General features: G+C 66.2%; 11 protein-coding genes. 9 read left to right on the top strand and 2 right to left on the bottom strand.

Going from position 1 to position 10451, the window contains the following annotated elements:
• The 9 genes from C6W55_RS18010 to C6W55_RS17970 all read left to right on the top strand — a co-directional run.
• Positions 1 to 390, top strand: a 390-nt coding sequence (locus C6W55_RS18010) for a glycosyltransferase (RefSeq protein ID WP_286894221.1), incomplete at its 5' end; no start/stop codon positions are given.
• Complete coding sequence (locus tag C6W55_RS18005; protein WP_286894219.1) at positions 387 to 1625, top strand: glycoside hydrolase family 88 protein; 1239 nt, start codon at positions 387 to 389, stop codon at positions 1623 to 1625. The genes C6W55_RS18010 and C6W55_RS18005, both read left to right, overlap by 4 nt.
• Positions 1622 to 3190 (top strand): lipopolysaccharide biosynthesis protein, encoded by a 1569-nt coding sequence (locus tag C6W55_RS18000; protein ID WP_286894218.1) that lies wholly within the window; start codon positions 1622 to 1624, stop codon positions 3188 to 3190. The genes C6W55_RS18005 and C6W55_RS18000 overlap by 4 nt, the downstream gene beginning before the upstream one ends.
• A gap of 172 nt (positions 3191 to 3362) precedes the next feature.
• Positions 3363 to 4559 carry an NAD-dependent epimerase/dehydratase family protein gene (locus C6W55_RS17995; RefSeq protein WP_286894216.1) on the top strand — a complete coding sequence of 399 codons (1197 nt, stop codon included), beginning with the start codon at positions 3363 to 3365 and terminating at the stop codon, positions 4557 to 4559.
• Positions 4556 to 4852: a hypothetical protein gene (locus C6W55_RS17990; protein WP_286894214.1), complete on the top strand. Its 297-nt coding sequence runs from the start codon at positions 4556 to 4558 to the stop codon at positions 4850 to 4852. The genes C6W55_RS17995 and C6W55_RS17990 overlap by 4 nt, the downstream gene beginning before the upstream one ends.
• Complete coding sequence (locus C6W55_RS17985) at positions 4849 to 5448, top strand: sugar transferase (RefSeq protein ID WP_213483744.1); 600 nt, start codon at positions 4849 to 4851, stop codon at positions 5446 to 5448. Before C6W55_RS17990 ends, C6W55_RS17985 begins: the two co-directional genes overlap by 4 nt.
• A gap of 7 nt (positions 5449 to 5455) precedes the next feature.
• Positions 5456 to 6115, top strand: coding sequence for an acetyltransferase (locus tag C6W55_RS17980; RefSeq protein ID WP_286894212.1), 660 nt, complete (start codon positions 5456 to 5458; stop codon positions 6113 to 6115).
• Positions 6116 to 6210: 95 nt separating this feature from the next.
• On the top strand, positions 6211 to 7341 hold the full coding sequence (locus tag C6W55_RS17975) for a DegT/DnrJ/EryC1/StrS family aminotransferase (protein WP_286894223.1): 1131 nt from the start codon (positions 6211 to 6213) through the stop codon (positions 7339 to 7341).
• Positions 7342 to 7439: 98 nt separating this feature from the next.
• Positions 7440 to 7865 carry a helix-turn-helix domain-containing protein gene (locus C6W55_RS17970; protein WP_015255949.1) on the top strand — a complete coding sequence of 142 codons (426 nt, stop codon included), beginning with the start codon at positions 7440 to 7442 and terminating at the stop codon, positions 7863 to 7865.
• A gap of 42 nt (positions 7866 to 7907) precedes the next feature.
• Here C6W55_RS17970 and C6W55_RS17965 read toward each other — a convergent pair whose 3' ends face one another.
• Positions 7908 to 9032, bottom strand: coding sequence for an MGDG synthase family glycosyltransferase (locus C6W55_RS17965; RefSeq protein ID WP_213483746.1), 1125 nt, complete (start codon positions 9030 to 9032; stop codon positions 7908 to 7910).
• Between the two features lie 86 nt (positions 9033 to 9118).
• Positions 9119 to 10429 carry an SGNH/GDSL hydrolase family protein gene (locus C6W55_RS17960; protein ID WP_286894209.1) on the bottom strand — a complete coding sequence of 437 codons (1311 nt, stop codon included), beginning with the start codon at positions 10427 to 10429 and terminating at the stop codon, positions 9119 to 9121.
• Positions 10430 to 10451: the final 22 nt, after the last annotated feature.

The following is a 10451-nucleotide window of genomic DNA, read 5'->3' as shown; positions in this document are numbered from 1 at the left end:
ATTGCGGTCGATGAAGCGAAAATGCTCGGCCTGCCGATCCTCGTCACCGACTACCGGGCGGCGGGGGGCCAGATCGTGCACGGGGAGAACGGGCTGATCGCGGCGATGGAGCCGGGGGCGATCGCCGAGGGAATCGCGCGGCTGATGGACGATCCGGCGCTGACGGAGCGGCTCAGGCGGAATCTGGCGCTTGAACCGCTCGGCACGGAAGACGAAGTGCGCAAGTTCGACGAACTGACCGGCACCGGCGAGTTGGCGGGAGCGGACAGGCTTGCGGTGCCGGCGGAAGCATCGGCGTCCGGCGAACCGGTCGGAGCCGCGGGTTCGGCAGGTTCATCCGGTGCAGGTTCCCGAACGGCGGTACTGGCGGAGGGAAGCGGCGGACGATGAATGCGATACTCTTCGGAACATCTTCGGCGATCGCGCTGGCCGCGCTGGCCTCGGCGGCGGTCGATCTGACGCCGGCGGCGTCCGCGTGGGTGCAGCGGATCGGCATCGGCCGGTTCCCGGACGAGGCGGCGTGGCGGGATGCGGCGGCGGAGCGCGCGATGAAGTGGCTGCTCCGGACGCCGACGGTTCGCCTGACCGACCAGACGCGCCTGCTCTGGCTCGACATGCTGCGCGGGGAATACCGCCGCGCGGCGATCCAGCATTGGCAGGAAGCGGCGCTGGTGCTCGGGCTGACCGAGCTGGCGGGTTTCGGGACGGCGGCATCGGGTGTTGACGTACCGGCCGCGCGGTTCAGCTCCCGCATGCGGGCCGTGCTCGGCCGCTTCCTTGACCGCAAGTTCGGCGAAGACGGCGGATGGCGGATGCGGCCGGAGCAGGTCGACGCGGCCATGCTCGCCTGGGCGGCAATGGCGTCCGGCTTGGAGCCGGACCGCTATAGGCGGGCGTTCGAGCAGACGGCGGAGCTCGTGCTGCGGCACGTCGGCGGCGACGGGCTGGTCCAATACCGCCAGGGGGCGGTCGGCGGCTACCGCTACGTCGACACGATCGGGCTCGTCTGCCCGTTCCTTGCCGCATACGGCCTGACGTACGGCCGGGAAGACTGCGTCGACCTCGCGGTCCGGCAGATTGACGCGTACGACCGGCACGGGATGCATCCCGATCTGCATCTGCCGTACCACGCGTACGCCGCCGGGGACGGCCGGCCGCTCGGCCTGTGCGGCTGGGGCCGCGGGCTCGCCTGGTACGCGATCGGCCTCGCCGACGTGTGGCGGCTGCTGCCGGCGTCCGACCGGCGCAAGGCGGAGCTGGAGGCGCGCGTCGCGCGGCTCGCGCAGGCGGCCGCCCGGTTCCAGCAGCCCGACGGCAGCTGGCGGTGGACGGTGACCCGGCCCGAGACGCGGGCCGACTCATCCGTCACCGCGGCGCTGGCGTGGTTCCTGCTGCGGGCGGCAGCCGCCTCCGGCGCGCCGGGAGACGCGCGCGAGCGGGCCCGGCGGGCGCTCGCGTACCTGCGCGGCGTGACAAGGCGCAGCGGCGCGATCGACTTCGCGCAGGGCGACACGCGCGACATCGGCGTGTACGCGCAGCGGTTCGACGTGCTGCCGTTCGCGCAGGGCTTCGCCCTCCGCGCGGCGGCTGCCGCGCAAGAACCGGAACAGGGGCGGCGGGCATGAGGACCCGGTACGCCTTCTTCAACATCGCCGCCGGGCTCGGCAACCAGCTCGTCATCACCGCGCTCAGCTTCCTGTCCCGCACCGTTTTCATCCACAGCCTGGGCGTCGAATACCTCGGCGTCAACGCGCTGTTCACGAGCATGCTCGCGATGATCTCGCTTGCCGAGGCCGGCATCGGCGCCAGCATCACGTACCAGCTCTACAAGCCGGTCGCGCAGGACGACCGCCCGCGCATCCTCGGCCTCATGCGGCTGTACCGGAGAGCTTACGCCGCCATCGCGCTCGTCGTGCTGGCGCTCGGCCTGCTCGTGCTGCCGCTGCTGCCGGTTGTGGTGCGGGATACCGGGGTGGAGCACCTCGAGCTCATCTATGTGCTGTTCGTGCTCAACACGGCGCTGCCCTATTTTTTCATTCACCGGCATTCGTTCCTGAACGTCAATCAGAAGAACTACATCGTAACGCTGTCGTTCACCGGCGCGACGGCGGCGGCGACGCTGCTGAAAATTCTGGTGCTGATTGAAACGGGCAGCTACATGCTGTACCTGCTCACCGAGTGCGGCATCACGCTCGCGGCGACGATCGGCGTGGCGGTTGCGGCGGGGCGGATGTACCCGTACCTGCGCTCGAAGGAAGCGGCGCCGATTGATCCGGAGACGAAGCGCGAGCTGAAGAAGAACGTGAAGGCCATTTTGCTGCAAAATGTCGGGTCGTACTTCATCTTCGGCGCGGAGAGCCTCGTGATCTCGTCGTTCGTCAGCGTCATCGCCGTCGGATTGTATTCGAACTACAAAATGCTGATCGACATCAGCCGGAATTTCATCTATCAGATCTCGAACAATCTGTACCACAGCGTCGGCAACCTGGTCGCGCAGGAGAGCAGGGAGCGGATCTACGCCGTTTTCCGCGGCATGCAGCTCATGAATTTCTGGCTCTATTCGTGCGCGGCCATCGTGCTGTACGCCGTGATCGAGCCGTTCATCCGGGCGTGGATCGGCGGCGCCTATGTCATGGAAGCGGCGGTGCCGGCATTGCTGCTGCTCCTGTTCTTCGAACGGGGGATGCGCAACGCCGTCGCCACGGTGAAGACGACGGCCGGCATTTTCCGCGAGGACCGGTATGCGCCGCTGCTGCAAGCCGCCGTCACCCTCGGCGGTGCGGTCGCGCTGGTCGGGCCGCTCGGCATTTCCGGCGTCTTCCTCGGCTCGCTGATCGGCGCGCTCGCCATTCCGTTCTGGCTGACGCCGTATTGGGTGTACCGGAAAGTGTTCAAACTGCCGCTGCGGCGCTATTTCACCGTCTACGCCCGCTATGTTGCCGTCGGCGGCGCGGCGTGCGCGGCCGTGCTGCTGGTGTGCCGTTTCCTGCCGGCGGACGGTTGGACGGCGGTTGCTGCGCGTCTGGCGGCCGCGCTGGCGGTGCCGAACCTGCTCTACTGGGCGCTGTTCAGGCGGCTGGAGGAGTTCGCCGTGCTGGCCGGCGCCGCCCGGCGGATTGCGGAGATGCTCGCGGGCCGGCTCCGTCCCGGGGCGGGACGGGCGGGGAGTGAAGCGAAGCAGACGCAATGAAGTTTCGCCGCGTGGACAGGATTAAAGTTTTTTAACCGTCCCCCCGGGCGGCGCTCTCCTTGACATGTTCTTTATAAAGAACTATAATTTTAAAAAGCTGAATACGCGCCATTTTTTTGTAATCAAATGTTCTTTATAAAGAATATCAACTCCATTCTGCGGAGGGTTGATTATGGCGGTGCTCATCACGGGCGGATCCGGGTACATCGGCAGCCATACATGCGCGGAGCTGCTGGAAGCGGGCCGCGACATCATCGTCGTCGATCGCCCGGAGCATGCGCCGGCGCTCGACCGGGTGCAGGCGGCGGTCGGCAGAAGATTTCCTTTTCATCCGCTCGGACTCATGGAACGCCGCGGTCTCCAGCGGATTTTCGAGGAGAACGAGATCGAAGCGGTCATCCATTTCGCGGGCATCCATCCGGCGGCGATGCCGCAGCAGGGCTGCCATCTTCCGATTGCCGAAACGGTCGTTCTGTGCGACGTCATGCAGCAGTTCGGCGTGCGGCGGCTCGTCTTCAGCTCGTCGGCCGCCGTCTACGGCAAGCCGAAGCAGACGCCGGTCACGGAATCGTCCCCGCTCGGCGCGGCCAACCGGTACGGCCGGACGATGCTCATGATCGAGGAGATTTTGCACGATCTGTACGAAGCGGACCGGAAATGGAGCATTGCCCTGCTTCGCAATTTCAACCCGGCAGGGGCGCACCCGAGCGGGTGGATTGACGGCGAGGCGGCCGGCGACGGGCTGAGCGAATGGCGCGGCCGTGAGTCGGAAGGCGCCGGCGGAAGCGCGTGGTGCAGCCGGGAGGCGGAAGGCGCCGGCGGGAGTGCATGGCGCATCCGGACGAGCGACAGCGCGCATCCGGGCGAGCGGACTTGCACCGAACCGGCCGGGACGCCGCAGCACTTGATGTCCCGCCTGATGCGGGCGGCCGCTGGGCAGCAGGACAAGCTGCCCGTCTTCGGAGGCGATTACCCGACCCGCGACGGCACATGCGTCCGGGATTATGTCCATGTGACGGATCTGGCGAAAGGCCATGTGAAGGCGCTTGACAAAGTGATGGCGGATTCCGGCTTCGACGCCTACAACCTGGGCACGGGCGCCGGGCACAGCGTGCTTGAGGTAATCGCGGCATTCGAGAAGGCGGCGGGCATCAACATTCCTTACCAGATCGTCGAACGGCGGCCGGGCGACGCGCCGGTCATCTGCGCCGATCCGTCGAAAGCCCGGCGGGAGCTGGGCTGGCAGGCCGAAATGGGCCTCGGGCGCATGTGCGAGGACGCCTGGAGATGGCTGCGCCGCCGCACGGACGGCTTCCGGGCGGAATCCCGCCACAGGATGCTGGCCGGCGCGGGAGGGGCGGCGGGATGAACATTTCCGGCAAAATCTCGAGCGCGCGGTTCCGCGACATCGTCCTCGACAGCTGGCGGCTCGGCAGGATGGAGCGGGATCTTCGGGCGGCGGATCTGGTCAGGGAGATCAAGCGCAGGCTGCTGGCGGAGCTGCAGGCCAATGCGGAAGCCGCCGCGTCGGCGGACTGCCGGCCTGGCGGAAGCGGGGCGGAAGCGGCGCAGACGGCGTTGGACGCGCCCGACGGACCGGCGGCGGACCCGGCAGCCGGCGAACCGGCAGAACAACCGGCGGCGGGGAGGCGGCCCGGATGAAACGCGGTTTCGACCTGGCCGCCGCCGCCGTCCTGCTGATCGTCCTGTCGCCGGTGATGGCCGTGACCGCGCTGCTCGTGCGGATCAAACTCGGGCGGCCGGTGCTGTTCCGCCAGGTTCGTCCCGGCCTGCACGAGAAGCCGTTCGTGCTGTACAAATTCCGCACGATGGCCGATCTGCGGGACGAAAGCGGCAACCTGCTGCCCGACGCCGAGCGGCTGACGCCGTTCGGCCGCAAGCTCCGGACGCTGAGCCTGGATGAGCTGCCCCAGCTCTTCAACGTGCTGAAGGGCGATCTCAGCCTGGTCGGTCCGCGCCCGCTGCTGATGGAATATTTGCCGCTCTACACCGACGAGCAGCGCCAGCGGCATCTCGTGCGCCCGGGCATCACCGGCTGGGCGCAGGTGAACGGCCGGAACGCCGTCTCCTGGGAGGAGCGGTTCGCGATGGATGTATGGTATGTGCACAACCGGAGCATGCTGCTGGATCTGAAAATTTTGCTGCTCACGTTCCTGCGGCTCCTCAAGCCGGTCGGCATCCATCAGCCGGGGCGCGCGACAATGGACCGGTTCACCGGAACCGGCACGCCGGGGTGAGCGGCGCATGCAGCGGATCGTCATGATCGGAGACGGCGGCCACGGGAAAGTCGTGCGCGAATTGATCGCGCTGACGCCGGATGCCCGGCTCGCGGCGGTGCTGGACGACCGATACGCCGCGCTTGCCGGCGCATCCGGCGGCGGTCCGGACGGCGAGCTCCGGGGACCGGTCGCGGCATGGCGCGGCCTGCTTGCGCAGGATGCGGAGCTGCGCTTTGTCGCCGCGATCGGCGACAACCGGACGCGGCAGGCGATCGTCCGCATGCTGGAAGAAGGCGGCGTCCGCTTCGCGCGGCTGATTCACCCGGCGGCAATTGTCAGCCCCAAGGCGCGGATCGCCCCCGGCGCGGTCGTCATGGCGCGCGCGGTCGTGCAACCGGACGCGGCAGTCGGCGCGCATGCGATCGTGAATACGGGCGCCATCATCGAGCACGACGCCGTCCTGGGCGACTGCGCCCACGCCGCGCCGGGCTCCATCCTGACCGGCGGCGCCCGCGCGGGCGAAGGCGCGTTCGTCGGCGCCGGCGCGGTCATCCTGCCGGGCCGGTCGGTCGGCGCCTGGTCGATCGCCGGCGCAGGCGCGGTCGTGACGCGGGACGTGTCGCCGGGCTGCACCGCGGCGGGCGTGCCGGCCGCCGTCATCAGGGGGGATGCCCGATCGCGATAGCGTCGTGCCAATACATCGTGCCAATCCAGACAGGGAAGGGGTAACGCGTGAAGACCACTGTGCCAAAAGCCGCCATTCTGCTGTCGCCGCCCCATATGAGCGGAGCGGAACAGCACTATATTGCGGAAGCGTTCGCTTCGAACTGGATCGCGCCGCTCGGGCCGCATGTCGACGCCTTCGAGCGCGAATTGGCCGAGGCGGTCGGCGCCGGGCACGCCGCCGCCGTCTCGTCCGGCACGGCGGCGATCCATCTGGCGCTCCGGCTGCTGGGCGTCGGGCCCGGCGACCGCGTGTTCTGCTCCAGCCTCACGTTCGTCGCCAGCGCGAATCCGATTCTGTATCAGGGCGCGGAGCCGGTGTTCATCGACGCCGAGCCGGAGACCTGGGGCCTGTCCCCGCAGGCGCTGGAGCGGGCGCTGGACGAGGCGGCGAAGGAAGGCCGGCTGCCGAAGGCGGTCATCGTCGTCCATCTGTTCGGCCAATGCGCTCGGATGGACGAAATCTCGGCGCTCTGCGGCGCCTACGGCGTGCCGATCGTCGAAGACGCCGCGGAGGCGCTCGGCTCGTCCTACAAAGGACGGCATGCCGGCACGATCGGCCGTTTCGGCATCTATTCCTTCAACGGCAACAAGATCATTACGACGTCCGGCGGCGGCATGCTCGTCTCGGACGACGGCGACGCGATCCGCGAAGCGCGGGTGCTCGCGTCGCAGGCGCGCGATCCGGCCGTCCATTATGAACACAGCCGGCCGGGCTACAACTACCGGCTCAGCAACGTGCTGGCCGGCATCGGCCGGGCGCAGCTCAAGGTGCTTGCGGACCGCGTGGAGGCGCGGCGCGCCATTTTCGAACGATACCGGACGGCGCTTGAAGCTCGGCCGGGCATCCGGTTCATGCCCGAACTCCCGGGCACCCGGTCGAACCGGTGGCTGACGGCGCTGACGGTCGACGAGCATTTGGCGGGCGTCACCGCCTCTCAGCTCGTCGCCTGGCTTGCCGAGGACCGCATCGAATCGCGGCCCGTTTGGAAACCGCTTCATCTGCAGCCGCTCTTCGCAGGCGCCCGCTTCTATTCGCACGGCATCCGGGAGGATGTGTCCGCCCGGCTGTTCCGGACGGGCATCTGCCTGCCGTCCGGCTCCGCGATGACGCCGGAGGAGCAGGAGCGGGTCATCGAACGGCTGAAAGCGGGCATGAAGTCCGGCCAAGCCGCTGCCGGGACCTGAAGCCCGGCCGTCGGCGGCCGGCCGCAATCCCCAAGACGAGGAGTGTAATGGCGTGTGCTCAAACATCGAAACTTTCGGTCAGCGCGGCGGGTCGGAACATGGACAGCAGCGTGAACGGGAAGAGCGGGACCGTCGTGCAGCCGCGGGATAAGAGGGGGCGCGGAATGATCGGGACGAACATCAACCATTTCCGCACCCAGAGCGGTATTTCGCTGTCGGAGCTTGCCGAGCGCGCCGGCATTTCGAAGTCGTACCTGTCCAGCATCGAGCGCAATCTGAAGCAGAACCCGTCCATTCAGGTGATCGAGAAAATCGCGCTCGTGCTCAACGTGGACCTGAAAACGCTGCTGCAGGTCAACTTGCCGGACCCGGAAGCGAAGGAGACGCCCGACGAAGAGTGGTACGCCTTCGTCGAAGCGCTCAGGCAGGCCGGCATCGAGAAGGACAATGTGCAGGATTACAAGATTCTCATCGAGTTCATCAAGTGGTATCAGGAACGGAAACAGGAACGAAAACAGGGATGACGGCCTCTCCCGGCCCGTCATCCCTTTCATTATAAAACGCCGTCACTGCATGAGCTGCAGGACGGCGCGGGAACATCTCTCCGGATTGTATTGCTCGTTGCGCTTCGTCAGAAGCGACCGGCGGTATTCGCCTGCCGCGTAAGGTTCCTGGATGAGCTTGAACCAGCGGTCGATCGTTTCGCGGTCCGTCAGCAGCTCGCCGAACCCGTTGCGGACGAAATACTCGCAGTTCTCTTCTTCCTGGCCGGGAATCGGCTCGTAGAACAGCATCGGAATGCCCTTGCTGAGGCCTTCCGTGCAGGTCATCCCGCCCGGCTTCGTGATCAGCAGATCGGATACGTCCATCAGCTTGTTGATCTCGCGGGTGAACCCGAGAATCTTGATGTTCGGATGGCGGAAGAGCGGATTGTTCTCCAGCCGTTCTTTCGCCTTCTCGTTGTTGCCCGCGCAGAAAATGAGCTGGACGTTGTCGCGGTATCCCGCCATGTATTCGAACAAGCCGTTTTCGTCGTTCAGCAGCCCCCAGCCGCCTCCCATGATCAGCACGGTCGGCATCGCGTTCAGATTGAACTGCTTGCGGATCTCGTCCTTGTCGCAGGACGTCCAGAAGTCGGGATGCACCGGGATGCCCGTCACCTCGATGCGCGAATCGGGAACGCCGTGCTCCATCAGCTTGCGCTTCACGATCGGCGTCGAGACGAGGTATTTGTTCACCTCGGGGCTTGCCCACGTGCCGTGCGCGTCGTAATCCGTTATGAGCGTGAACAGCGGGACGTTCAGCCCCAGCCGCTTCAGGCGCGCGACGACCGCGTTCGGGACCGGATGCGTGCACACGATGGCGTCCGGCTTGAGCTGGGTGATGACCTGGGACGTCTGGGTATAGAACAGCCGATGCAGGGCGAGCTGCGCGAAACGGTTGAGCGAGCGCTTGTAGTTGGAACGGTACAGGTGCCCGACCAGTTTCGGCTGCTTCGTCACCGTTTTGCGGTATGCCGAGACAATCAGCGGCCCGAGCACCGGATTGAGGAATTTGCCCAGTTCGAGCACTTTCGTCTGGACATCGGGATTGAGATGCCGGATGCCGACGGCCAGCGCATAGGCGGCCTGGGTGTGTCCGGAACCGAACCCTTCCGAGAGCAGAAGCACTCTTTTCTTGCTCTTGTGCATCGTCTCACCCACTTTTCCTACATATCATATTACGAATCCGTACGGGGATTGACAAGGGATGAGCGATCGCCGGAGCAGACGGATGTTCAACCGTTGATGAAAGCCGTTTTGAGCGTGTTTCGGTAGACGACATCGAATCCCAGGGCGTCGGACAGCGCGCCGAGCGGCACGTAGGTCCGGCCGCCTTCCGTGAACGGCGGCGCCGGAATCGTCCGCGGCTCTCCGTTCACCATCATCACGGCGCTGCCCGGCGTCAGCACGACCTTGCGGCCGCTTAAGGTGAACGTCGCCGATTTCGTCTTGTTGTCCCATGCCAGATCCGCTTTCAGGGCGGCGGCGATGTCGCGCAGGACGAGGAAGGTGAAGTTGTTCCTGACAAGCGGCTTTTCATTGCCCGGCTTCAGTTCCTTCCCGTTCACGAAGATCGTGATCGGCACGCCCTCTTCCCGGGGCGAAGGCTCGCGGTAGTCGCCCCAGACCGCTTCGGCAAAGGCCCGGCCCATGGCGTCGTAGCCGTTCTGATTCGGATGAATGTCGGTTTCCTTGTTCAGATATGCCGCCAGCACTTTCGTGTAGGTCAGTTCGCGGCCGACGAAGCGGCTCGCCGAGTAAGCCACCCGGACATCCCGGCCTTCCGCCGCGAACCGGGCGGACAATTCCTCCAGCTTCCCGGTCGTCTGCTTGACGGCGTCCTGCAGCTTCTCATAGTAGGGCACCTGCTGGTCCATGATATTCTTCGGCACCGGCGAATATTGGTCGCCGATGACGACTAGCGCGTCCGGATTGATGCGGTGAATGGTGCGGATCGACGTTTCCAGCGACGCCAGAATCCGGTCCAGCATGCCTTCCAGCCACGCGTCCGCTTCATCGGTTTGGCCCGAACCCAGCATCTGGATATAAGCGGCCAGATCGTTGCCGCCGACCTGGATCAGGATGAGGTCGGCGCTTTCGATATTCCGCCGCACCGCCGCACCGTCGCCGACGAGGCTGCTGATGCGCGGATCGACGAAGGCTTCCTGGCCTTCGGCGAGCAGATCCTCCGGGCCCGAGCCTTCGCCGCGCTCCGCCCGCGCCAGCAGCTTCTCCAGTCCTTCGGTCCGGAGGCCGATGATGCCGTAATTGACGTACTCCGCTTTGAAGCCCCGGAAGAGCGCCTGTTCCCACACCCGCTCGACAAATCCGTAGGCCACCGGATTCGCCTGCTTTTCCATGCCGTACTCATAGCCCGCGGCCAGCGAGTCGCCCAGCGCCGCGATGCGGTAGACGCCGTCTTCCCCGGCCGTCTCGCCGGCGGCACCCGCCGCCTTTGGCAGCGCTTGCATCATGCTTGCCGCCATCAGGGCGGCCAGTACGGCGGCAAACGCCGGGTGCAGCCTGTCCCGCCACAATTTCCGCAATGAAATCACACCTTCCCGATCA

The organism is Thermobacillus sp. (assembly GCF_003390775.1).
Lineage (GTDB): Bacteria > Bacillota > Bacilli > Paenibacillales > Paenibacillaceae > Thermobacillus > Thermobacillus xylanilyticus.
The sequence above is the reverse complement of the archived record's forward strand: the minus strand, read 5'-3'. Positions and strand labels throughout refer to the sequence as shown.

Bases quoted from the DNA above. Each gene is read 5' to 3' on its own strand.
- C6W55_RS18000 (WP_286894218.1), top strand. From the start codon at position 1,622: ATGAGGACCCGGTACGCCTTCTTCAACATCGCCGCCGGGCTCGGCAAC.
- C6W55_RS17995 (WP_286894216.1), top strand. From the start codon at position 3,363: ATGGCGGTGCTCATCACGGGCGGATCCGGGTACATCGGCAGCCATACA.
- C6W55_RS18005 (WP_286894219.1), top strand. From the start codon at position 387: ATGAATGCGATACTCTTCGGAACATCTTCGGCGATCGCGCTGGCCGCG.
- C6W55_RS17990 (WP_286894214.1), top strand. From the start codon at position 4,556: ATGAACATTTCCGGCAAAATCTCGAGCGCGCGGTTCCGCGACATCGTC.
- C6W55_RS17965 (WP_213483746.1), bottom strand. From the start codon at position 9,032: ATGCACAAGAGCAAGAAAAGAGTGCTTCTGCTCTCGGAAGGGTTCGGT.
- C6W55_RS17975 (WP_286894223.1), top strand. From the start codon at position 6,211: ATGAGCGGAGCGGAACAGCACTATATTGCGGAAGCGTTCGCTTCGAAC.
- C6W55_RS17985 (WP_213483744.1), top strand. From the start codon at position 4,849: ATGAAACGCGGTTTCGACCTGGCCGCCGCCGCCGTCCTGCTGATCGTC.
- C6W55_RS17980 (WP_286894212.1), top strand. From the start codon at position 5,456: ATGCAGCGGATCGTCATGATCGGAGACGGCGGCCACGGGAAAGTCGTG.
- C6W55_RS17970 (WP_015255949.1), top strand. From the start codon at position 7,440: ATGGACAGCAGCGTGAACGGGAAGAGCGGGACCGTCGTGCAGCCGCGG.